At 67.0% G+C, this 21,488-nt stretch carries 20 protein-coding genes; 12 read left to right on the top strand and 8 right to left on the bottom strand.

The window, feature by feature from the left end; translation table 11 throughout:
• The first annotated feature begins 57 nt into the window (after nucleotides 1-57).
• Entirely contained in the window at nucleotides 58-849 is a 792-nt protein-coding gene (nth, locus tag ABFX29_RS06975; protein WP_152226069.1) for an endonuclease III, read from the top strand.
• Nucleotides 846-1,529 (top strand): NUDIX hydrolase, encoded by a 684-nt coding sequence (locus tag ABFX29_RS06980; RefSeq protein WP_152226071.1) that lies wholly within the window; start codon nucleotides 846-848, stop codon nucleotides 1,527-1,529. The genes nth and ABFX29_RS06980 overlap by 4 nt, the downstream gene beginning before the upstream one ends.
• Here the strand turns inward: ABFX29_RS06980 and ABFX29_RS06985 are convergent, their stop codons facing one another.
• Complete coding sequence (locus ABFX29_RS06985) at nucleotides 1,530-2,195, bottom strand: response regulator (RefSeq protein ID WP_152226073.1); 666 nt, start codon at nucleotides 2,193-2,195, stop codon at nucleotides 1,530-1,532. It abuts the gene before it with no gap.
• Nucleotides 2,192-3,361 carry a sensor histidine kinase gene (locus ABFX29_RS06990; protein WP_152226075.1) on the bottom strand — a complete coding sequence of 390 codons (1,170 nt, stop codon included), beginning with the start codon at nucleotides 3,359-3,361 and terminating at the stop codon, nucleotides 2,192-2,194. The genes ABFX29_RS06985 and ABFX29_RS06990 overlap by 4 nt, the downstream gene beginning before the upstream one ends.
• 134 nt (nucleotides 3,362-3,495) lie before the next feature.
• Here ABFX29_RS06990 and ABFX29_RS06995 point away from each other — a divergent pair, with 134 nt between their 5' ends.
• Nucleotides 3,496-4,458, top strand: a complete 963-nt coding sequence (locus ABFX29_RS06995; RefSeq protein WP_152226077.1) for a CPBP family intramembrane glutamic endopeptidase — start codon at nucleotides 3,496-3,498, stop codon at nucleotides 4,456-4,458.
• 4 nt (nucleotides 4,459-4,462) lie between these two features.
• On the opposite strand, the gene ABFX29_RS07000 is transcribed toward ABFX29_RS06995, so the two are convergent.
• The gene (locus ABFX29_RS07000; RefSeq protein WP_152226079.1) at nucleotides 4,463-6,175 is read right to left on the bottom strand and encodes a bifunctional 3'-5' exonuclease/DNA polymerase; all 1,713 of its coding nucleotides are present in this window, start codon (nucleotides 6,173-6,175) and stop codon (nucleotides 4,463-4,465) included.
• Nucleotides 6,176-6,329: 154 nt separating this feature from the next.
• Between ABFX29_RS07000 and ssd the strand changes: the two genes are divergently transcribed.
• The 4 genes from ssd to ABFX29_RS07020 all read left to right on the top strand — a co-directional run bounded on the left by ssd (nucleotide 6,330) and on the right by ABFX29_RS07020 (nucleotide 10,143).
• Nucleotides 6,330-7,454, top strand: a complete 1,125-nt coding sequence (gene ssd, locus ABFX29_RS07005) for a septum site-determining protein Ssd (RefSeq protein ID WP_152226081.1) — start codon at nucleotides 6,330-6,332, stop codon at nucleotides 7,452-7,454.
• Nucleotides 7,451-8,656: a TadA family conjugal transfer-associated ATPase gene (locus tag ABFX29_RS07010; RefSeq protein ID WP_152226083.1), complete on the top strand. Its 1,206-nt coding sequence runs from the start codon at nucleotides 7,451-7,453 to the stop codon at nucleotides 8,654-8,656. The genes ssd and ABFX29_RS07010 overlap by 4 nt, the downstream gene beginning before the upstream one ends.
• A gap of 73 nt (nucleotides 8,657-8,729) precedes the next feature.
• The gene (locus ABFX29_RS07015; protein ID WP_152226084.1) at nucleotides 8,730-9,503 is read left to right on the top strand and encodes a type II secretion system F family protein; all 774 of its coding nucleotides are present in this window, start codon (nucleotides 8,730-8,732) and stop codon (nucleotides 9,501-9,503) included.
• Between the two features lie 16 nt (nucleotides 9,504-9,519).
• Entirely contained in the window at nucleotides 9,520-10,143 is a 624-nt protein-coding gene (locus ABFX29_RS07020; protein WP_152226086.1) for a type II secretion system F family protein, read from the top strand.
• A 34-nt stretch (nucleotides 10,144-10,177) separates the two neighbouring features.
• On the opposite strand, the gene ABFX29_RS07025 is transcribed toward ABFX29_RS07020, so the two are convergent.
• Both ABFX29_RS07025 and ABFX29_RS07030 read right to left on the bottom strand, forming a co-directional pair.
• Nucleotides 10,178-10,813 carry a TetR/AcrR family transcriptional regulator gene (locus tag ABFX29_RS07025; RefSeq protein WP_170287714.1) on the bottom strand — a complete coding sequence of 212 codons (636 nt, stop codon included), beginning with the start codon at nucleotides 10,811-10,813 and terminating at the stop codon, nucleotides 10,178-10,180.
• A 104-nt stretch (nucleotides 10,814-10,917) separates the two neighbouring features.
• Entirely contained in the window at nucleotides 10,918-13,740 is a 2,823-nt protein-coding gene (locus ABFX29_RS07030; RefSeq protein WP_152226090.1) for an Ig-like domain-containing protein, read from the bottom strand.
• 299 nt (nucleotides 13,741-14,039) lie between these two features.
• Between ABFX29_RS07030 and ABFX29_RS07035 the strand changes: the two genes are divergently transcribed.
• From ABFX29_RS07035 to ABFX29_RS07045, 3 genes are read left to right on the top strand one after another with little or no spacing between them, the layout of a single operon-like run.
• Nucleotides 14,040-14,399, top strand: coding sequence for a DUF4244 domain-containing protein (locus ABFX29_RS07035; RefSeq protein WP_246167250.1), 360 nt, complete (start codon nucleotides 14,040-14,042; stop codon nucleotides 14,397-14,399).
• Nucleotides 14,396-14,749, top strand: a complete 354-nt coding sequence (locus tag ABFX29_RS07040; protein WP_152226092.1) for a TadE family type IV pilus minor pilin — start codon at nucleotides 14,396-14,398, stop codon at nucleotides 14,747-14,749. Before ABFX29_RS07035 ends, ABFX29_RS07040 begins: the two co-directional genes overlap by 4 nt.
• Complete coding sequence (locus tag ABFX29_RS07045) at nucleotides 14,749-15,144, top strand: Rv3654c family TadE-like protein (RefSeq protein ID WP_152226094.1); 396 nt, start codon at nucleotides 14,749-14,751, stop codon at nucleotides 15,142-15,144. The genes ABFX29_RS07040 and ABFX29_RS07045 overlap by 1 nt, the downstream gene beginning before the upstream one ends.
• Nucleotides 15,145-15,154: 10 nt before the next feature.
• On the opposite strand, the gene ABFX29_RS07050 is transcribed toward ABFX29_RS07045, so the two are convergent.
• Together ABFX29_RS07050 and ABFX29_RS07055 are read right to left on the bottom strand one after the other, a co-directional pair.
• Nucleotides 15,155-17,551: a DEAD/DEAH box helicase gene (locus tag ABFX29_RS07050; protein ID WP_152226096.1), complete on the bottom strand. Its 2,397-nt coding sequence runs from the start codon at nucleotides 17,549-17,551 to the stop codon at nucleotides 15,155-15,157.
• Nucleotides 17,552-17,620: 69 nt separating this feature from the next.
• Complete coding sequence (locus tag ABFX29_RS07055; protein WP_152226098.1) at nucleotides 17,621-18,271, bottom strand: GNAT family N-acetyltransferase; 651 nt, start codon at nucleotides 18,269-18,271, stop codon at nucleotides 17,621-17,623.
• 84 nt (nucleotides 18,272-18,355) lie between these two features.
• Here ABFX29_RS07055 and trhO point away from each other — a divergent pair, with 84 nt between their 5' ends.
• Complete coding sequence (trhO, locus tag ABFX29_RS07060; RefSeq protein ID WP_152226100.1) at nucleotides 18,356-19,249, top strand: oxygen-dependent tRNA uridine(34) hydroxylase TrhO; 894 nt, start codon at nucleotides 18,356-18,358, stop codon at nucleotides 19,247-19,249.
• Between the two features lie 33 nt (nucleotides 19,250-19,282).
• On the opposite strand, the gene ABFX29_RS07065 is transcribed toward trhO, so the two are convergent.
• Nucleotides 19,283-19,879 (bottom strand): TetR/AcrR family transcriptional regulator, encoded by a 597-nt coding sequence (locus ABFX29_RS07065; RefSeq protein ID WP_152226102.1) that lies wholly within the window; start codon nucleotides 19,877-19,879, stop codon nucleotides 19,283-19,285.
• Between the two features lie 130 nt (nucleotides 19,880-20,009).
• On the opposite strand from ABFX29_RS07065, the gene ABFX29_RS07070 reads away from it, so the two are divergent.
• A complete protein-coding gene (locus ABFX29_RS07070; protein WP_152226104.1) occupies nucleotides 20,010-21,458 on the top strand; it encodes an MDR family MFS transporter in 1,449 nt (482 codons plus the stop codon).
• Nucleotides 21,459-21,488: the final 30 nt, after the last annotated feature.

Here is a 21,488-nt window from a genome sequence, read left to right on the forward strand (position 1 = left end):
CTAAGGATTCTTTCCGAAGCGCCGGGGCATCGTTGACTGCGAAGGACACCACGCCACATGCCCACCGGCAACGACGCCTCCCCGCTGGCGGCCAAGCGCCGCGCCCGCAAGATCAACCGACTGCTCGGGGAGCTTTACCCCTACGCGGTGGCTGAGCTGGACTTCACGAACGCCTTCGAGCTGCTGATTGCAACGGTGCTCTCCGCCCAGACCACGGACGTACGGGTCAACTCCGTCACCCCGGTCCTGTTTGCCCGTTATCCCGACGCCCGTGCGCTTGCGGAAGCGAACGAAGAGGAGCTGCAGGAACTGATCCGGCCCACGGGTTTCTTCCGCGCCAAGTCAGCTGCGATCAAGAAACTGGCTACCCAGATCGTGGACGACTACGACGGCGAAGTGCCGAACAAGCTTGATGAGCTCGTGAAATTGGCAGGGGTGGGCCGCAAGACTGCCAACGTGGTGCTGGGCAATGCCTTCGGCGTCCCCGGCATTACGGTGGACACCCACTTCCTGCGCCTGTCCCGGCGGTTCGGCTGGACCGAGTCGAAAGACCCGGTGAAGGTCGAGCAGGACGTGGCGGAGCTCTTCGAACCCAAGGACTGGACGCCGCTGTCCAACCGTGTGGTCTTCCACGGCCGCCGGGTGTGCCATGCCAAGAAGCCGGCCTGCGGGGCATGCGCCGTCGCACAGCTGTGCCCTTCCTACGGGGAAGGTGAAACGGACCCGGACAAGGCCCGCAAGCTGCTCAAATACGAGCTGGCTCCCGGACGCGAGGACCTGCTTGCCAGGATGATGGCTTCTGAAACCAGGGCTCAGCTGCGCGCGGCCGGCTACGGTCTCGAAGCATGAGCGCCCAGGCGCAGCTGGAAGCGTTCGGGAGCCTGGCCAGCAGCGGGGGCGGGGACTACGGGCGCGACCTGCGCTTCCTGACCCGCGCCGTCGACCCGGCTGTTGCCCGTGAAGCCGCGGTCCTCATCCTCTTCGGAGTCCTGGACGAACATCCCGCCCGCTTCCACTCGGAGGCGATCCCCGACGACCTTGATGTCCTTTTCGTTGAACGCGCCTCCACACTGAACGACCACCCCGGCCAGGTGGCTTTCCCCGGAGGTGGCGTGGACGCATCCGACGCGGACGCCGTAGCCGCGGCCCTGCGCGAAGCGAATGAGGAAACCGGGCTGGACCCCAGCGGCGTGCGGGTACTGGGCACCCTGCCCAAGGTAGGGCTGCCGGTGAGCAACTTCCTGGTGACTCCTGTCCTTGGCTGGTGGGACAGGCCCACCCCTGTGGACGTTGTGGACGAGGCAGAATCCGCATCGGTGTTCCGCGTGCCCGTGGCAGATCTGCTGAACCCGGCCAACCGCCGCACCACTGTGCTGCGCCGCGGAGGCCAGGAGCACCGCGGCCCGGCGTTCCTCGTGAACGGAGTGGTGGTGTGGGGATTCACGGCCCTGCTGCTGGACGAGGTTTTCAATCAGCTCGGCTGGACCCTGCCCTGGGACGAGACCCGTGAAATGGTTCCGCCGCTGTAGCTACTTCGCCTCGGCGTACCGCAGCGCCTCCAGGACGGTGACGGCCAACTGGACGCGGTTGGTGACATCCAGCTTGGTGAAGGCGTTGGCGATATGTGTCTTCACAGTGGCGACGCTGACGAACAGCTCGGTGCTGATCTCCGTATTCGTCAGTCCGCGCGCCACGGCCTCCGCGACCTCCCTCTCCCGATCGCTGAGCACATCCAGCCGTGTGTCATGCACCCGGGAGGACGGCGGAGGGACCGCCGCCGCAGCGGCCACGATGCGTTTCAGCACGGCTGGGGAGAACTGCAGCGAATCCTGCGCCGCGTCCCGGACGGCGGACACCAGGACTTCCGGTGCCGTGTCCTTGAGGAGGAACCCGCTGGCTCCCGCGCGCAGGGCCGAAAGGATGAAGTCATCGGTATCGAACGAGGTCAGCACGATAATCCGGGGTGGTGTGGCCAGCGCAGTGATGCGTTCCGTGGCGCCGATGCCGCTCAGGACCGGCATCCGGATGTCCATGAGGACCACGTCCGGGTGCAGCTGCGCTGCGAGGCGGACGGCGGACTCACCGTCCCCGGCCTCACCCACGATCTCGATGTCCGGTGCGCCGTCGAGGATGAGCCGCAGCCCGGCACGGATGAGCGGCTCATCGTCAGTCAGCAGGACGCGTAGCGGTTTCACCACGGCACCTTCACAGTCGTTGCGTAGGCATCCCCGCGGACGCCGGTTTCAAAGGATCCGCCCGCCAGCCGGGCACGTTCAGCCAGTCCAACCAGACCAAGCCCACCGGCGTCCGGAGCTGCTGCGCCGGCCGGCAGGGGATTGCTGACGGCTACCGTGATGCCCTGTCCGGGAGCGCCGGTAAGGGAGACCCGGATGGGCTGGCGCGGTGCATGCTTCTGCGCATTGGTGAGCCCTTCCTGCACAATCCGGTACAGGTGGCGGGAGGTTGCGTCCGGCAGTGAAGCCGCTGACTCACCCTGGAGCGGGGGATCCATGTGCAGCGTAACGTCGCTGCCGGCTGCTCGGGCCGAGGCCACCAGCTCGGGAATCGAGTCCAGTGCGGGCTGCGGTGCGGTCTCAGCCGGGTCCTCCCGCAGTACGGACAAGACGGTGCGCAGTTCACCGGCGGCCGTCTGGGCAGTCTCTCGCAGTATGGCCGCGGTGGCCCGGATGGTGTCCCGGTCCAGGTCCGAGCGGTACTCGAGGGCCCCGGCGTGCATGGAGATCAGGCTCAGCCGGTGGGAGAGGGTGTCATGCATTTCCCGGGCGATGCGGGTGCGTTCAGCCATCCTTGCCGCGGACATCCGTGCTTCCTGCTCGCGGTGCGCGCTCTGCGCCTCATGCTGCAGGGAGCGAATGAGCTGCCGCCGGGCGCCGCGGTTCAGGCCCGTCAGGACCAGGACAGCGAGCAGCAGGCCGGCGGCCGTCGGAACGGCCCACCAGGGCAGGTCTCCGTCGGGATGCACGGCCAGGTCCACCGCGACGGCAGCAGCGTAGGCGGCCGCGGCGGCGACCAGGGCGCGGGGCCGGCGCAGGGCGGCAATACCGATCAGCGCCATGCAGGCCGGGATGAAAGCCAGGGAGGAGAGCGAAGAGAGCGCAATGATCGGCAGGCCGGCGCCCAGCGGCGCCCGCCGGAGTGCCAGCGGCAGGAGCCCGACGGCGGCAAGTCCCAGCAGCAGGTCCAGCACCATCAGTGCCAGGAAAGTGGGCGGCGGTTCCGAACCGTCGGCGGGGATCAGGCTGCCCTGCACCACCAGGAAGGTGACGGTTCCGGCCGCCGCCGCGCCGAGGGTCAGTCCCGTGGTCCGAAGGACGCTGGGGCGGTAGGGCATCGGCTGCATTCAATCGATCCTAGTGAGGGCCGCTTACACCCGGCAATTGGCCGAAAGCATGAGCTTCGGGCGCCAGAGGGCGGAGCGGGAAGGGACCCAAGGACCGATGCGGGGAAGGGCTGGCAGGAAGGAGGCTGGGGAGCATGGTTCCCCCTCCCTCACTCCACGCCCAGCCCGCAGCCGCACCCCAATGGACTGCCTTCCACCGCCTGGCCCGCTTAAGGCCGGACTACCGGTGGTGGCGTCCGGTGCTCACCCTGCTATGCGCCGCCGGGATCTACTGTGTCCTGGTCCTGGCATCCGTCGTGTTCCTGTTCATCCTTGGATTCTTCGTGCCGGCGGTGGCCACCACCGTAGACAACGCCGTTTCGGCGGACACAGACCTCCGCGACCCCGGGCAGCTGGCGTTTCTGCTGGGAGCGGTGTGTCTGCTCTGGCCGGCGGCAGCGCTGGGCGTGCGCTGGGGCGGGAGGCGGAGCGCCGGGACGCTTTCGTCGGTTACCGGCCGGCTGCGCTGGCAGCTCTTTCCCCGGCTGCTGGCGGCGGCTGCCGGGCTCGTCCTGGCCGGCAGCGCGGTCACGCTGCTGCTGCCCGCAGAACCCTCGGGCGAGTCAACCGGAAGCGGCGCCACCGGGGGATGGTGGCTGATGCTCCTGGTCGTCGTGGCAGTGGTCCCGTTTCAGGCCGCCGCGGAGGAGTACGCCTTCCGAGGGCTGCTCATGCAGGTCATAGGATCCTGGCTGCGCCATCCGGCCTTCGCGATCCTTCTTCCGGTGCCGTTCTTCGTGCTCGGCCACGGTTACGGACTGGTGGGCCAGATCGACGTCGCCGTTTTCGCCGTGGCAGCTGGCTGGCTGACGTGGCACACGGGCGGACTGGAGGCAGCCATCGCCCTGCACGTGGTGAACAACCTGGTGGTGCTGGCACTGGGGGCGGTGGGGCTGGCAGATCCGAACGCCGTCGACCTGCCGCTGGCCCATCTTCCGGTATCCATGGGCGTCGTGCTGGCCTACGTGCTGTTGGCGGTCCGCTGGTTCCCGCGCTCCGGTACCCTTCAACGTCCTGCGCCCTCCGGTACAGCTGCGGCTGACGGCCCGGCTGGCTGAGCCGCTACTTCGCTTCGGCGTAGGAGTCGACAGCGGCGCACACCACCGGGAACTCCAAGGGAATCTGCCCAAACAGCAGTTCCGTTGCTTCGGCTGCAGCTTCGGTGACGATTGCCTCGGCCTCTGTGACGCGTTCGGCAGGAACCTCGAGCATCACTTCGTCGTGAAGGAAGAACACCAGCCGCCCCGCCGGTGAGGTTCCCGACGCCGCGCGCAGCCGCCGTCGTATTCCCGCCAGCCAGCAGGTAGCCCACTCGGCCGCGGTGCCCTGGACCACGAAGTTTCGCGTGAAACGGCCACGGGAGCGGGCGAGATTATCCGCCCGTCGCTGTTCCTCCGCCGAGGCGGTCCGCTGCGAGGCAAGCCACCGTTCGGATGCCGGGGGAGTGCTGCGGCCCAGCCGGCTGGAAACCGTGCCGCCTGCTTCGCCCGTACGTGCGGCACGCTCCACGACGGCGATCGCCCGGGGATAGTTGCGGGTCAGGACGGGCATCAGCCGGCCTGCTTCGCCGCTGGTCGCCCCGTACATTGCGCCGAGCATGGCCACTTTGGCCAGCGACCTGTCCCCGTTGAAGCCCTGGTCTGCAATGCCCTGGTACAGATCCTTGCCGCGCGCAGCTGCGGCAAGGGCCGAGTCCTGTCCCAGGGCAGCGAGGACCCGGGGCTCAAGCTGGGCGGCATCGGCGACGAGGAGCTTGTGGCCTGGATCGGCCCGCACTGCGTCGCGGACGGACTTCGGGATCTGCAGCGCGCCTCCGCCGCGGGATGACCAGCGTCCGGACACGACGCCGCCCACCACGTACTCGGTGCGGAACCTGCCGCCTTCCACCCAGTCATCCAGCCAGTTCCAGCCGCTGGCTGAGAGCAGCCGCGCCAGTTTCTTATAGCGCAGCAGGGGCTCGATGGCGGGATGGTCCTGCTGCTCAAGTTCCCAGGTGCGGGTGGTCCGAACCTCGATGCCTGCGCGGTGCAGGGCACGGAGAAGTTCCTGCGGAGAGTCGGGGTTGAAAGACGGATTATTCAGTTTTGTCCGCAGTTCTGCGACTGCGGCTTCGAGTTTCGGGGGGCGCTGGCCTTCAGGCGGGCGCGGTCCGAGCTGCTCCTGGAGCATGGCCTCGTGCAGGTCCCGGCGCCAGGGAATGCCTGCGTGCTCCATTTCGGCGGCAACCAGTCCGCCGGCGGATTCAGCGGCCAGCAGGAGGGTGAGCCGGCGCCGTTCCGAACTTCCGGAGACGGCGGCGAGCTGGTCCTGGAGTTCTTCGGTGAGTTCCTCGACCGTGCGGGTTTGCTGGCGGAAGCGGGGATCGAGGGTCTCGGCGCCGTCGAGTCCTTCGAACAGCGACCCCTGATCCGGTGCCGGCGCCATCGGCAGCAGTTGGCGGGGTGCCAGATCGGGTTCGTCCTCCGGACGGCGGGACCGCAGTTCCTTGATGTAGGGCGTCTCCGCGGCGAATTCCGAGTTGCGCAGGATCTCGCGGGACAGTGTGAGGTCGTGGCTGCGTTCAACGCTGATCCCGGAGGCCAAAAGCCTGCCGTATGTCTCCCGGGTCCGGTCCCAGACCCAGCGGACCGGCCGCTGCTCCGCCCGCGCCACAGCGTCCGCCATCTCGGCTTCGGGCACGACGGCGGACGGAGCGGTGGGTGCCCCCGCGGCGTCAGCCGGCTGCAGGACCCAGGCATCGGCGTTCCCGGTAGCGGGAGCCAGGACAAGGTGCATACCTTCATTCTTCCCTGTCCCGGGGACATCCGTAGACGGCGCCATTCCTCTGTGCCGAGGGCCTTGTCCTCCACAAGGTACCCGCCTGGTTATTTAGTCCCCAGCTTCGCTGCCCCTGCTCCGGAACCTGGCGCGTGGACCCGAGACTGGGCTCATGACGGAAACGCTTTCCTGGACGCCACCGGCCAGACGGGTACAACAGGATCGGGCTTCCTCCGGTCAAACCGGCGGAGTGGACGCCGTGCTGGTGACTCCAAAGAGCCAGGTGCTCCAGGACGAAATCGCGCGCATCGCCGTGGCGGCCGGCATCGCCCTTGCTACGGCGGAAACTATCGCCGCAGCCCTGGCGCTCTCCCCGGGAATCGTGCTGGTGGACACCCATGCACTGGAACGGGCCGGACGTGCTTTGAGAGCTTTCGGGGGAGCGGAAACGATCTGTGTTGGTTTCGATGCTGATGAACCGTGGCAGCAGTCCGCCCGCCATGGGGTGGACGGAGTGGCGGTGTTGCCCCAGGCGGCCGCTTGGCTGGCAGAACACCTCGCCCGCCGTAACAGTCCCGCCGGCCGCATTCTCGGCGTGGCCGGGGCTTTCGGCGGTGCCGGCGGTTCCACTCTGGCTTGCCTGCTGGCCAGGGAAGCAGCTGAATCCGGGCTGCAGGTACTGCTCGCTGAGACGGGCACCAGCGGCGGGGGCCTTGAATACCGCGTGGGTGCAGCGGAGGCCAGCGGACTGCGCTGGCAGGATCTTGCCGGTGTCGAAGGGACGGTCAACCCCGTCCAACTGGCGGCTGCGCTCCCGGAGGCGGGACGGTTCGCAGTGCTCGGGAACGTCTCCGGTGAACCCGCACCGGAAGGGCTGGAAGACGAGGTCCAGCCGGTAGTCCTGCACGCGGCCCGGGCAGCTTTTGCCCTGACCATCCTGGACCTGGGCACCTGCCCGACGCGCCACTCGAGGGCGCTGGAACAGTGTGATGCGCTGCTAGCGGTCGTGGGTGGTGGAACCGCCCGTCTGCTGGCTGCCAAGTCCTGGTGGACCAGTCTGGGCTCAGGGGCTCCGCCCACTTTCGCCGTTGTCCGGGGACCGCTGCCGGAAGGTATGGACGAGGCCAGGATCGCCGCACTGCTGGGCATGGACCTGGCGGGATACCTGCCGTGGATGCGTGGGCTGGCGTCAGCCTCCGACGACGGGCGGCTGCTGGAAGCCGGCCGCCGCCGAATGCGCCGCGCGGTCCGCCGGGTCCTCGCAGCCTCCGGGCCCGCAGCCGGAGGCGAACCATGACCGGTGCCGGACGCCGGGCACAGCGGCCTGTTCAGCGGGCAGCTGATCCGGAATCGTATGCCGGCCTGATCAACCAGATCCGTGAGGACGTCCTGGCAGGCGATGTCCCGGTAACAGGAGCGAGGCTGGCTGCGGCGGTGCATGCCAGCGGACGCCTGCTGGGATCGGACGGAGGGCTGCGTGCCGTTGACCGGGTCCATGCTGAGCTGCAGGGGCTCGGTCCGCTGCAGGGGCTTCTTCGGATACCGGGACTGACAGACATCCTGGTCAATGGGCCACAGGAGGTATGGATCGACACGGGAGCCGGACTCTCCCGGACAGAAGTCGCCTTCTCCTCCGAGGCTGACCTGCAGGGGCTTGCTGTCCGGCTGATCGCCGCCGGTGGGCGGCGCCTGGATGATTCCTCCCCCTGCGCCGATGTGCAGCTTCGGGGCTACCGCGTGCACGCAGTGCTGCCTCCCATCTCCACTGGTTCCACTCTTCTATCGATCCGGGTACGGGCAGCGGACAGCTTCAGCTTGGAAGAAATCCAGGCTGCGGGCATGATGAACGCACGGTGCGCCGGCATCTTGCGGAGCGTCGTAGCCTCCCGGCTGAATTTCCTCATCAGCGGCGCCACAGGCACGGGCAAAACCACACTGCTCTCAAGTCTCCTGTCCCTCTGCCCGCCGCACGAACGCTTGGTGCTGATCGAGGATGCCGCCGAACTCGTGCCTCGGCATCCCCACGTCATAGGGCTGCAGGCCAGGCACACAAACATCGAACGCGCTGGCTCGGTGGACCTGGCAGACCTGCTTCGGCAGGCCATGCGCATGAGGCCGGACCGCTTGATTGTGGGCGAATGCCGCGGGGCGGAAGTGCGGGAACTCCTTGCGGCAATGAACACGGGGCACGACGGCGCAGGCGGAACCATCCACGCCAGCGCCGCCTCTACGGTGCCTGCCCGCCTGGCTGCCCTTGGAGCGCTTGCCGGGTTGAATGCACGGGCACTCGCACTGCAGGCCGTCGGGGCATTGGATGCCGTTATCCATCTCGAAAGAGATGCGGATGGCCGCCGCGTGGCCGAAATCGCAGTCCTGGACTCAGCCGGCGACGGCCAACTGGTTGCCCTCACGGCGCTGGACTGCCGTCCTGGGATTGCCGAACCCGGGCCGGGCTGGGTCAAGCTGCAGGCACGCCTGACCGCAAGGGCCACAGCATGAGGCTGCGTATGCGGGAACTGGCGGCTATCGCATGCCCGGCGCCTGATCGGTTGTCCTGGTCCTGGAGGCAGCCGTGACGGGCTTGGCGGTTGCCGGCCTGCTGGCTGCGGCCTGGCTGCTTGTACTCAAAGGCCAGAGTCAAACGGCACGGGAATCCATGCAACGGAGCCTGCCGCGCAGGACCCGCTTAGCTGTCCGGTACCGGGTCCAGTCCTGGCGGGCGCAACGGCGCACCAGGCGGCCGAACCGTGTCACGGAGGATGAGCTGCACCGGCTGCCGCTGCTGGTCCACCAGCTGGCAGGTCTTCTGGCGGCGGGCAGGACGCCGGCCCAGCTATGGGCCGACGCAGCCAGGCTGCACCCGGACGCAGATGATTCCCTCCCCGGTAACCAGCTTTCGCCGACCCTGGGTCGGGCAGCCCGTGCAGCCCTGCTCGGGATCAGTCCCGTTCCCGTGCTCCGCCAGGCCGCGCAGGAAGCCTCCGGCCTGCATGCCATGCTGTGGGGCGACTTGGCGGCGTGTGTGCAGGCCTCCGAGCGCAGCGGAGCGCCGCTGGCCGGGATCCTGGGCCGCTACGCGCAGGGCCTCGAAGCGATCCTGGATTCCCGCGCGGCCCGGGCCTCTGCACTCTCAGGACCGCAAGCCACCGTCCGGCTGCTGGCGTGGCTGCCGCTTGCTGGGCTGGGACTTGGATTCCTGCTGGGAACCAACCCTCTGGCCGTGCTCGCCCAGAACCCGCTGGGATGGGCCGCCGCTGGAACAGGTACGGTGCTCGGCCTGGCTGCACGGTTCTGGTCCAGGCGATTGCTGTCGCGCGCGGTGCCGCAGGGAGAGGGGAACGGGTGACGTTCCGGATCGGGAGATGACTGGCCTGGCCGTGGGCCTTCTGCTCAGCCTTGCGGCGGCAATCCTGTGGCAGGGCCCCGCCTCCCGTGTGCCGGCCGGATCTGGCCGGACCACCGGGGAAAAGGGCGCCACTGGACGCGCTGGCGCAACTGGCGACGGGATGTCCTCCCGTGCGCTGGGTCCCGGGATCCGGGACCCGGCGCTCATGCTGGACCTTTCTGCCGCCATGCTTTCATCAGGGCGCCCGCTGAGTACGGTGCTGCTGGTACTGGGTGAAACCGCTGACCCTCCGCTCGGGGCAGTCCTTCGCCGGGTAGTGACGGCGTTGGAGCTGGGGGCCGGGTGGGAGCAGGCCTGGGCGCTGGGGGTCAGAGCAGGAGGGCGTGCGTCCAAGGACGCTGTGCCTACGGCCGCGCTCCTCAGGGACGCGCTGGCATTTGCAGCGTCCAGCGGTGCGCCGTCCGCTGCCGTGCTCCACGCTCAGGCCACCCAGCTTCGACGCCGCCGGGCCCGGGAAGCGGAGCGGCGTGCGGCAGCACTTGGCATTCATCTGGTCTTGCCGCTGGGGTTGTGTGCTCTGCCGGCATTCCTGTGTTTCACCGTAGTGCCGCTGCTGCTGGCCCTGCTGCCGGAATTCTAGGCAAGGAAGCTGACTGCGCGCGGTGCCTGAGACTTCATTCCGATGCGTGCAGCCCTTCCGGCTCAGCAAGTATCGCGGCGAGCCGGCGCCGCGCCCTGCGGTACGGCTCGGCGTCGATGACGAGGTCGCCGTCCACTTCCTGCAGTTCGCGGATTCCCTCGTCGGCGATCGAGATCGACATCGCGACGATGAGGCGCGCTTCTGTGCTGCTGTCCTCGCCGGGAAGCCGGGAGAGCTCCGGGTGCACGTCAAGCCATGCCCGGATCACGTCGATGAGCCGCTCACGGCTGACGTAGCTCGCCCAGGAGACGGCAGAGGTTGTGCCGGGCTCCCGCGCGAACAGGGTGAGCCGGCGCCGGGTGACGTCATCGTTCGCCTGTCCGCGGACGGTCTCCGTCACGATGAGGGATGAGGCCACTACAAGGTCGGCGTGGTGCGTCGTGAGCAGGCGCTCAGCGAGAGCCGGGTCGTATTCGAGAGGCGGGCCAAAAATGGCCTCCTCCAGTGACGGGAAGTAGTTGAAGAAGGTGCTGCGTGAGACTCCGGCCACGGAGCATACCCGCGCGACGGTAACCGCGCCGATGCCTTCCTCGTAGGCCAGGTCGACGGCGGCCTTCTCCATGCGCCGTCGATTGAGACGCGCCTTGCGCTCGCGCAGCCCTTCGCTCACCTGCCACTCCTCGTCCGCGCATTGGGTCTGCTCAATCCTAGAGGATGAGGCGAGCGGATCACGCGGATCCGCTCGCCTCATCTGCCTGGTTGGCTACGGCTCATTCACGTCCGTCGCCGGGCACGTCGCGAGATCGCCAGGAACACAGCTCCTGCGGCAATGAGCAGCAGCCCAAGCGCCCACGCGGGGCCGAACCCGGCACCGGTGTCGGGGAGCTCACCCCGGCCCCTGTCGCCGTTGTCACCGTACGAGGTGCCATCCGCGCCCGACTCGTTCCGGCCCTCGTCGGCTGCGGTCACGTTCACCGTCACCGTCGTTGAGCTCTCCAGCATCGCAGGAGACTCCGGCACGAATCTCAGCCGCACTTCATGCGTCCCCGCCGGCAGCCCGGAGAGGGTAACGACGCCCCTCCCGCTGACGACCTCAAATGCGTCCATGGAAGCAGCACCCAGGGAGGCCTCGATATGGCCGCCCAACGGGTCCCCCGCCGCGGCCAGGGCCGTGGAAGCCGCGGCCCGGACAGTGGACCCCGCAATGGCAGAAGCGATCTCGATGGTCACCGGGCTCCCGGACGACGCCGAAACTACCGCCTCCCGCGGTACGACGACCGTGGGGATCCCGCGGAGCTCCAGACCGGTGGCCGCGGAAGCGGACGCGCCGAACCCCGGTTCCGGGACGAAACGGGCCGTCACCTGATGCGCACCGATGGGAAGGGTGTCGGACACGAACTCGAACGTCGCCTCGCCGTCGTCGACATCCGGATCGCTGTCCATGCCGGTAGGCACGGTGTGCACCACCTCGTCATCGAAGAGGAACTCGACGGCGCCGCGGGGATCGATGTCCACCCCGAGCAGCGCGTTGGTCACCGTCGCTGACATCGTTACCGGCTGATCCGCGCGCACGCTGGCAGACGAGAGCGAGAGCGTCGTGAGCGTCGCAATGGGAGTGACCGCCACCGGGTGCGGGGGAGATGTCGAGGACGCGTACTGTTCGTTTGCGTCGCCGAGGAACTCGACCGTGAGCGTCTCCGTACCCCAAGGCAGCACGACGTCGTCGAACAGGACCTCGCCCGCGATGTCGGCAGTGCCGTATGCGAGCAGCCCACCATTGGCGTACAGCGCAGCCTGTCCGCTCACCGCCGTGGCGCCGGCGCGGACGGTAGCCGCTACATCTACCTTTTCGAAGGCCCGCGGGGCTGACGGCGCCTGGGTGATGGCAGTGGCCGTCGCGGCACGAGCGACGCTGAAGGGCACGGGCACGCTCGCCGAGGGAAGAACATCGACTGTGCTCGGATCTGCATCCTGAGAACCTGCGAAACGGGCGGTCGCCACATGGTTTCCAGCCGGGGGGACATGCAGCACCGGACCGGCTGTGAAGATGCCGTTGCCGGCGTCTACGAGCGTGCCCGTCCCGACGGGCACCTCGTCCACTTCAACGGTCACGGTCTGCCCCGTGATGTCAACGCCGCCGCCCACTTCGACGGTCACGTTGGCTGCAAGCGTGTCGCCGTAGGTCGTAAGCGCCGGTGCCACATCGATCGAGGTCGCCGATGCCACTTCCGACGGGCCCGGGGGCGGGGGCGGAACGGGGTTGACGACGGTCACGGTCACGGTGTCTTGGGAGTAAGTGGATGACTGTTTGTAGTCACGTTGGTGGGCCTCGGTGGGGCGGAACTCCGCACGGAACTGATGCGTCCCTGCCGGCAGGCCCGGCACGGTGAAGGTATGGTCTCCCCCGATCGTGGCGTACTTGATGCGTGTGCTGCCCTGATACAGGTCCACCCAGCCGTGCAGCGGTGTGTTGGGTGTCCGGGTATCAGCCGTACGCACACGCAGCGGGATGTCCTGCCCGGCCTCGACCTGGGCGGGAGCGGTGAGCTTCGTCGTAGAGGTCACGGGGACCATGATGCGTACTTTGCCTGTTTCGGAGAGCGGCCCAAAGTAGTCGTGCATGTCCTCGGGCCGCCGCGCAGCTGTGTCGATGCTGATCCTGCGCCCGACGTCACTGACCCAGCTCATGCCGGTGCCCCCGCCCGATCCCGCCGAGTAGCTCAGGAACTTGCGCCCCGGGCCGCCGCCGGTGCCGGAGGCCGGCCAACCGCCGCCGCCGCCGCCTCCGCCGCCGCCGCTCGTCGCGAAAGCGGCGCTGCCGCCTTTGCCTCCACTCTTGCCGTACCCTGCGAACTTGGCGTCATCCTTGCCGTTTTGGCCGGGTGCGGTCGAGTGCTTCCCCTCTCCCCATGTTGCGGGCCAGGTCTGCACCGTCCTGCCGTCGGTGGAGCCGCTGCCCGAGGCCCCGCCGTTGCCTCCGTGGACGAACGTGAAGCTGCCGCTTGTGTCCCCCGGGCCGGAGTACCCGCCCGCGGCCTCGAGGATTTTGAGCAGGCCCGCGAGTGAGATGCCCCATCCGGGATCGCCACTGTATCCGCCGCCTCCGCCGCCCCCGCCGGCGACTGCGACGAGCTGGCCATTCAGCTTCACGGCGGCGGCGCCTCCTCCGCCCCCACCGTCGGCTCCCGAGAGGCTGCCGCCCCCACCGTCGCCTCCGTTGGTCCAGCCCTTGCCGCCCTTCCTGCCCTTGGCATCTTTCGCAGGATAGACGGTGATTCGGTCGCCCTGGGTTACGGGGATCTGCACCGCGAAGTCAGCGCCGCGTCCGCCGGTGCCCATATTGATGGACCCTCCATTACCGCCGTGGAGTCCCACCAGGATGGTGCTTGTCCCGTCGGGGACATACCAGTCGGCCGGCTCGGTGAAGTCCCAGACGTGCTGTGGCAGCGGTGCGGCGTGGGCCGGGATTGCCGCACCGAGGCCGAGACCGCTGAGCGCAACGGAGGCGGCGGTGAACAATGAGACGCGGCGACGAACACGCGAACCAGGGCGGGTGCGTACGCGCTCTCTACGTGGAGACTCAGAAAGTTTGATCACAGTCCAATTTTAGAGTCAGTTCATTTTGAGTGTCTAGTCCCACAAACCTGCCGGGGCTTGGCTTAGGTGACCATGTTTGCCGGAATTGCGGACCGCCGGTTGTCTCCATGCAGGTTCTGTGCCGGGAGACCTGAACGGATCCCGAGCGGCAGGTCCTCCTCCACAAGCCGCGTGCAGGGGCGGGGTATCCATAAAAGCCGGGCCCTCCGTCCTGGTGCTGCCGGCCGGGGCAAGACTGGTTTTCATGCCAACGGCCGTCCGGTCCGCGGTTGTCTATCGAGAAAACTGAGGAGACAGAAATGTCATTCATGCAGCCCAAATCAACATCATTCCCAGGCCCCCGCCGCGTGGCCGGCGCCGTGAGCGCCGGTGCAGAGGACCCCGTCACCGGAGATGTCGTTTCTGCTCCGGCGACCGCCAGCCAGTCCCGCACGACGGCCGGCGTGGTTCCTCCCCTGGCCGAGGTGATTCAATTTCCGGCGGGAAGACGGCGGGTTGCCCGGATGCAGGACAGGGAAGCGGGGATGGCCACGGCAGAGTATGCGATTGCTACCCTGGCCGCCGTGGCCTTTGCTGCGTTGCTCGTCGCGGTGCTTAGCAGCGGCGATGTCCGGGAGCTGCTGATGTCCCTGATTCGTGCCGCGCTCAGCTTCGGGTGAAGCCCGCACGCCGCAAGGAAGCCCAACATGGTGCAGTCACTGCGGAACTCGCGGTGGCTATGCCCGCCGCGGCAATCGTCCTGGCTGCGCTGCTGACCGGAGCCGCAGCCGGCCTGACCCAGCTGCGGCTGGAAGAAGCTGCAGGTGCTGCAGCGAGGCTGGTCATGCGCGGAGACAGCGGCAAGGCCGCCGCGGCCGTCACGCGCCTAGCCGGGGACGGGGCAGTGATGGAGGTGTCCGAGAGCGGGGAATGGATTCACATTCGTGTTGAATCTGCGCTCCGGGCACCGCTGCTGGACCTGCTGCCAATCACGCTCGCTGCAGAAGCTTCGGCTCCCCAGGAGGAATAATGATGAACCGGATTCACCGCCTGTCCCGTGTGGATGCTGACACCGGGGCTGGAACGGTCCTTATGCTCGGCATCGTGCTGGGCGCCATCTCGCTGACCGTGGCTGCAGTACTGCTCTCATCCGCAGCGGTTTCCGGAGCCCGGGCGGGTACAGCAGCGAATCTGGCCGCGCTCGCCGGGGCGGATGCCTTGCGCGGGCTTCGCAGCGGAGACCCCTGCGTGCTGGCCGCTGCGGTGGCGGAACGGAACAAAGCCCGGGTCGGGCAGTGCGCTCCTGATTCGCAGGCACGAACGGTGACAGTCACGGTCGAAACTGCAGCTGTGCTGCTGCCTTGGCCGGCAACAGCGCAGGCGCGGGCCGGACCGCCTCCGGATGGCTCGCCTGGGCCCGGCTGATACCGGCGGGCTAAGAGTGGATGCCGACCTTGCGCGGAGCATGTTCTTTCCCTGATGGGTTGCCTTGCCGATCCGGGGAAGCACCCGTCGTGGGTGCATTCGCCAGCAGTACCCCGATCAGGGTGACGGCGCCCTTCTTGTCCAGGGGATTGTTTTTGTTGCCGCACTTGGGGGACTGCACGCAGGACGGGCAGCCGCCGTCACACTCACAGGCCCGGATCGCATCCCGGGTGGCGCTGAGCCAGATCGTGGCAGCTTCATAAGCCCGCTCCGCGAATCCGGCACCGCCGGGATGACCGTCGTACACGAAGATGGTCGGTTTGCCGGTGTCAGCGTGCAGGGCAGTGGAGACGCCGCCGATGTCCCAGCGGTCGGAGGTTGCCACCAGCGGGAGCATCCCGATCGAGGCATGTTCGGCCGCATGCAGCGAACCCGGGAAATCAGCTGCAGCCAGGCCGGCAGCGAGCAGCAGCTTCTCATCGATGATGAACCACACGGCCTTGGTGAACAGTTCCTTGGCTTCCAGTTCCAACGGCTCCTCGCCGAGGATCTCGTTGGAAACCAGGGCCTTGCGCTGGAAGGAAACCACCTGAGTGGTGACCTTCACCGTGCCGAAGCACATCTGGACTTCCCCCCACTGCTCCGAACGCTCGGTCTCCATCACCTCAATCTGGGTGATGTCCCGGGCCTGGGTATAGAACTCCGGGTTCGCCCGGGTGACCACGGCACAGTGGTCTGCCTCATTGAGTTCCTCGACCAGGAAGGTTTGCCCCTGATGCACGTACACCGCTCCGGTATGGGCCTGGTACTGGCTCTGGGCGCCGTCCATGGTTCCCAGCAGCGTGCCTGTTTCAGCCTCTACGATATTGATCGGTCCGCCGCCGGCCGCCCGCAGGTTCACCATTGATGCGGCGCTCTCGGCATGGGTCCAGAACCAGCCGGCCGGACGGCGCCGCAGGTAGCCCTGCTCCACCAGGGAATCCAGCAGGCCAGCCGCCGTAGGCCCGAACATGTCCCGCTCCTCCGGCTTCAGCGGCAGTTCGGCCGCCGCCGCGCACAGGTGCGGCCCCAGCACGTAAGGATTCGAGGGGTCGAAAACCGTCGCCTCCACGGAAATGTCGAAGATGGCTTCCGGATGGTGCACCAGGTAGGTGTCCAACGGATCGTCGCTGGCAACGAAGGCGGCCAGGGCATCCTGCCCGGATCGGCCGGCCCGGCCGATCTGCTGGAACAGGGACGCACGGGTCCCCGGCCAGCCGGCCACCAGCACGGCGTCCAGCCCGGAGATATCAATGCCCAATTCCAGCGCCGAAGTGCTGGCAATGCCCAGGAGCTGTCCGCTGCGCAGCTGGTTCTCCAAGGCACGGCGTTCCTCCGGCAGGTATCCGGAGCGGTACGCGGCAACGCGGTCCGGCAGGGAAGGGTGCACCTCGTCGAGCAGCCGCCGGGTAATGGCGGCAATGGTTTCAGCGCCCCGGCGGGACTTGATGAACGCTATGGTCCTCACCTGCGCGGACACCAGGTTGGCCAGCAGGTCGGAGGTTTCGGCGATCACGGTGCGGCGCTCGCGGGCACCGTTCTCGCCCTTGCCGTCGGTGAGCTGCGGCTCCCACAGCGCAACGGTTGTTGCTCCGTGCGGCGAATAGTCCCGGGTGAAGGCCTGCACCTCGCTGCCGATCAGCCGGCCGAAGGACTGCGCAGGATCAGCGGAGGTGGCAGACGCTCCGATGAACACCGGATCCGCGCCGTAGTATGCGCAGATCCGGCGCAGGCGGCGCATCAAATTGGCCACATTGGACCCGAAGACACCCCGGTAGCTGTGCGCCTCATCGATGATGACGTACTTCAGACGGCGGAAGAACCGGGCCCACCACGCATGATTCGGGAGCACACCAAAGTGCAGCATGTCAGGGTTCGCCAGCACCATATTGGCGTGGTCCCGGATCCAGCGGCGGGCACCCGGGTCGGTATCGCCGTCGTACGTTTCGGCACGCAGCGTCGGGAGGTGCAGGGAGTTAAGGGCCGCCAGCTGGTCAGCGGCCAGCGCCTTGGTGGGGGAGAGGTACAGGGCCACGGACCCGGTGGGCTCCAGGGAAATGCGGTCATCCAAAGCGGTCCGGTGGATTTCGTCCAGCACCGGCAGCTGGTAGGCCAGCGACTTGCCGGAAGCCGTGCCGGTGGAAATGATCGTGTGCCGTCCGGCATGGGCACAGTCTGCCGCTTCGGCCTGGTGCTGCCAGGGAGAGTGCACGCCCAGCGTTGCGTAGGCGTCAACCAGATCGGGGTGAACCCAGTCCGGCCACGACGCCGTCTGCGCTTGCCGGGCCGGAATCTGATGAATATGGACCAGCTGCTCCGGGTCGGCTCCGCCGCCGAGCAGCGGGATCAGGGAATCAGAAATGGCCACGCGGCCATTGTCCCACTGGTACCCGTGCGTTCGGGACACCCATACCGGCCGGTCCGCGGCAGGCGAAATCTACAGCCGCGGCTCAAACATCATGACGCTCGCCAGGGACTCCCAGCCGAGGTACCGGTAGAGCTCCAGGCCGGTTGCAGGAGAGATCAGCAGCCCGGTCTCGGCGTCGTGCTCCAGCGCCACGGCCGTCAGCGCCCGCATCACATAGCTGCCAAGTCCCTGCCTGCGGAAACCGGGATCGGTGACAATCTGGTCATAGACCGCGAAGCCGTCCACCACCGCCACATGCCCTCCCGCGGCCGTGACGTCCCCGGACGCCACTTCCACCCGGCCACCGGTACTGCTGCGGAAAGTCTGGGCGGTGAACCCGTCCGGGGGCAGCGGATCTTCAATGTCCTGGCCCTCCATGGGCAGGAGCATAAACACCTCATCGGTGGACCGGACGGAGAGCCCATAGACGTTTGCGGCACCGTAGAGTTCCGAGACCCTGGACGTGACAATCGTGAACAGACGCCCTGCGCCCTGCCGTGCCGAACTGGCCAGGGCAGCGAACTCATCGTGGGACGGCTCCAGAGCGAAGTACTCCCAGTCGTTGGTTTTGTCATGCAGGAAAGCGGCCGGGAACCGACCCTCGTGGCGTGTCTGGTATCCGCGGGCCTTCGCCCAGCCCGTCACCCAGGTCTCCAAGAGATCATCGGTTAGTCCGTTCATGCGCCAAACACTAGCCCGCCCTTCCCCCGGGCGGGAGGGCGGTCCGGCAAAACCGGATTTCCCCAGCCGGTCTACCCTTAATACGTGGCCATGAATCGAATTGCTCTCTATTACGCCTTCACCCCCCTCCCGGACCCCGAAGCGATCCGCCTCTGGCAGCGTGCCCTGTGCGAGAAGCTTGGTCTGCGCGGCCGCATCCTGGTCTCCGAGGACGGCATCAACGGAACGGTCGGCGGTGAACTCAGTGCGGTTAAAGCCTATGTAAAGGCGACCCGGGAGTACCCCGCGTTCAAGAAGATGGATATCAAGTACTCCGAAGGCTCGGCCGAGGATTTCCCGCGCCTCAGCGTGAAGGTCCGTCCGGAAATCGTGAGCTTCGGAGCGCCCGGGGAACTGAAAGTGGATGAGAACGGTGTTGTGGGCGGCGGCACCCACCTGCGCCCCGAAGAGCTGCACCAGCTGGTGGAAGCCAAGAAGGCCGCCGGTGAGGACGTGGTCTTCTTTGACGGCCGCAACGCCTTCGAGGCGCAGATCGGCAAGTTCAAGGGAGCTGTGGTCCCGGATGTGTCCACGACGCACGACTTCATCAAGGAACTCGAGTCCGGCAAGTACGACGACCTGAAGGACAAGCCTGTGGTCACCTACTGCACGGGAGGGGTGCGCTGCGAAGTTCTCTCGGCTCTGATGGTGAACCGCGGATTCCAGGAGGTCTACCAGATGAAGGGCGGAATCGTCCGGTACGGGGAGACCTTTGGTGACAAGGGCCTGTGGGAAGGCTCGCTTTATGTCTTCGACAAGCGCATGCACATGGAATTCACGGACGACGCCGCCACGATCGGTGAGTGCGTACGCTGCCATGCCCCTACCAGCAAGTTCGAGAACTGCTCCAATCCATCCTGCCGCAAGCTGACGCTGTACTGCGCTGAGTGCTCCTCGGATCCCTCTACGCTGCGCTGCCCGGACGGCTGCGAGGCCTAGTACCGCCGGTTGGTCATCGCCCCGGCCCCTGATTTAGTTCCCGAAGGCCGCCGGGGCCGTCGTCTCGGCCAGGCTCCTGACCGCCTGTTCGAAGAGGTCCGCAGGATTCGACGCGCTGCCTGCTGCCTGTTCGCGGGCAAAGCACTGCCAGGCTATGCGCCAGGTGCAGGCAATCAGTTCGGCCACGGTCTGTGCCTGCATCCGGTCCAGCAGGCCGCGTTCCTGCAGTGAGTCGCTGAGGTCCCCCACCAGTTGGATTTCCTGCCGGGAAACCACCTGCAGCAGTCGTGGCTCCCGCAGCAGCAGCCGGGAGATCCGCTTGAAGTCAGATTGCTCCACCTCGTAGGCGAACTGCTCGCGGCAGGCATCAATCAGCTCGCGGAGAATCAGCGGCGCGGACCCGGCAGGTGCTTCCCGGGAGAGTAAGGCGTTCAGCAGCTCGCCCTGCCCGGGCACCGCGGCCGCTTCCTTGGAATCGTAGTAGCGGAAGAAAGTCCGCTCAGAGATGCCTGCCCTTTCGGCAATGCGCGCCACCGTCGTCGCCTCCACGCCGTCGGCTTCCAGTAAATCGAGAGTGGCCAGCTGGATCTCCCGCCGCGTAGCGGCCTTATGGTCTGCGCGCTTGCCCATGGTGTTTCCGCTCCCTTCGCCGTGCCTGTAGGGGCATTGTCTTCTGTCACAGTATGCCACTTTCGTTAGGTGAATCTGTCAGTCTGTGACAGAATTTTCCGGTTCCAGTCCAGAAGAAACCGAGGAATCCTTGAGCACCAAAAGCACCACCGCACAACCCGGCGGAGAGAATGCCGCTCCGGCGCTGAACACGAAACAGCTGACCGGAATCATCGGGGCGCTGGCCCTGGCTGCGTTCCTCATGATCCTGAACGAAACAGTCCTGACCGTGGCTTTGCCCTCGATCATGGCGGACCTGCAGGTCTCCGCAGCGGCCGGCCAGTGGCTGACCACCGGGTTCCTGCTGACCGTCTCCGTGGTTATCCCGACCACCGGGTTCCTGCTCCAGCGCTTCACCACCCGAAGCCTGTTCATCTTCGCGCTGGCCAGCTTCCTGGCCGGCACGGTGCTGGCTGTCTTCGCCTCCAGCTTCGCCCTGCTGCTCATCGCCCGGATCATCCAGGCCGTAGGCACGGCCATTGTGCTGCCGCTGCTCATGACCACCACGCTGACACTGGTTCCGCCGCACAAGCGCGGCGCCATCATGGGCCTGAACTCGATCGTCATCTCTGTTGGTCCCGCGCTTGGCCCCACTGTTTCAGGTGCGATCGTCAACGCCCTGAGCTGGCACTGGATCTTTGTGCTGATGCTGCCCATCGCCGCAGTGGTCCTGGCGCTGGGAATCATCTTCATCAAGATCCCCTCCAATACCCGCAAGCTGCCCGTGGATGTGCCCTCGGTGATCCTGTCTGCGCTGGCATTCGGCTTCCTGGTCTACGCGATCTCCAGCCTGGAGCACGCCGCAGACAACCTGGTACTGGTGGGCGTCAGCGTGGTTGTGGGAGCCGGATCCCTGGCATTGTTCATCCAGCGGCAGATCCGCCTCACCCGGACCGGCAGGGAACTGCTGAACCTGGCACCGTTCCGGAACCGGAACTTCTCCCTCAGCGTCATCCTGATCATGATCGCCATGGGCACCCTGCTGGGCACCGTGGTGATTGTGCCGATCATGCTGCAGACCGGCAGGGGACTGGATACCCTGACCATCGGCCTGATGCTCCTGCCCGGCGGACTGATCCAGGCCGCCGTCGGACCGGTCTTTGGCCGCGTCTTTGACCGCTTCGGTCCCCGCCCGGTGCTGATCCCCGGTGCCGCAATGCTGGCCCTTGGCCAGTGGATGTACGTCGGTGTCACTCCGGAATCCGCCACCTGGGTCTTCACCGTTGCCCACATTGTCTTCAGTATCGGTCTGGCCATGCTGATGACGGGACTGCTCTCCTCTGCCCTGGCCACTGTGGAACCGCGGCTTTACGGCCACGGGTCGGCGATCTTCAACACCGGTCAGCAGCTCGGCGGCGCGATTGGCACCACCATCTTCGTCACCGTGCTCTCCACGCTCTCCGCTGCCCGGCTGGACGAGGGTTCGGCACTGGCCGATTCGTTGTTCTCCGGTGCGCACACCGCGTTCATCATCGGAGCGCTGCTGGCCACCGCCGGCCTGGTCCTGGCCCCCTTCATCAAGATTCCGCGCCGCGCCTAACCCCTCCCGCCCCATCGAGATGGCAGATAC

Origin of the sequence: Arthrobacter gandavensis (assembly GCF_039528575.1) — a bacterium.
Lineage (GTDB): Bacteria > Actinomycetota > Actinomycetes > Actinomycetales > Micrococcaceae > Arthrobacter_B > Arthrobacter_B citreus_B.

Excerpts from the sequence above, each read along its gene's own strand:
- ABFX29_RS07000 (WP_152226079.1), bottom strand. The coding sequence starts at position 6,175 with ATGCACCTTGTCCTGGCTCCCGCTACCGGGAACGCCGATGCCTGGGTC.
- ABFX29_RS07065 (WP_152226102.1), bottom strand. The coding sequence starts at position 19,879 with ATGGGCAAGCGCGCAGACCATAAGGCCGCTACGCGGCGGGAGATCCAG.
- ABFX29_RS07010 (WP_152226083.1), top strand. The coding sequence starts at position 7,451 with ATGACCGGTGCCGGACGCCGGGCACAGCGGCCTGTTCAGCGGGCAGCT.
- ssd (WP_152226081.1), top strand. The coding sequence starts at position 6,330 with ATGACGGAAACGCTTTCCTGGACGCCACCGGCCAGACGGGTACAACAG.
- ABFX29_RS06980 (WP_152226071.1), top strand. The coding sequence starts at position 846 with ATGAGCGCCCAGGCGCAGCTGGAAGCGTTCGGGAGCCTGGCCAGCAGC.
- ABFX29_RS07045 (WP_152226094.1), top strand. The coding sequence starts at position 14,749 with ATGATGAACCGGATTCACCGCCTGTCCCGTGTGGATGCTGACACCGGG.
- ABFX29_RS06995 (WP_152226077.1), top strand. The coding sequence starts at position 3,496 with ATGGTTCCCCCTCCCTCACTCCACGCCCAGCCCGCAGCCGCACCCCAA.
- ABFX29_RS06990 (WP_152226075.1), bottom strand. The coding sequence starts at position 3,361 with ATGCAGCCGATGCCCTACCGCCCCAGCGTCCTTCGGACCACGGGACTG.
- nth (WP_152226069.1), top strand. The coding sequence starts at position 58 with ATGCCCACCGGCAACGACGCCTCCCCGCTGGCGGCCAAGCGCCGCGCC.
- ABFX29_RS07035 (WP_246167250.1), top strand. The coding sequence starts at position 14,040 with ATGTCATTCATGCAGCCCAAATCAACATCATTCCCAGGCCCCCGCCGC.
- ABFX29_RS07055 (WP_152226098.1), bottom strand. The coding sequence starts at position 18,271 with ATGAACGGACTAACCGATGATCTCTTGGAGACCTGGGTGACGGGCTGG.
- ABFX29_RS07020 (WP_152226086.1), top strand. The coding sequence starts at position 9,520 with ATGACTGGCCTGGCCGTGGGCCTTCTGCTCAGCCTTGCGGCGGCAATC.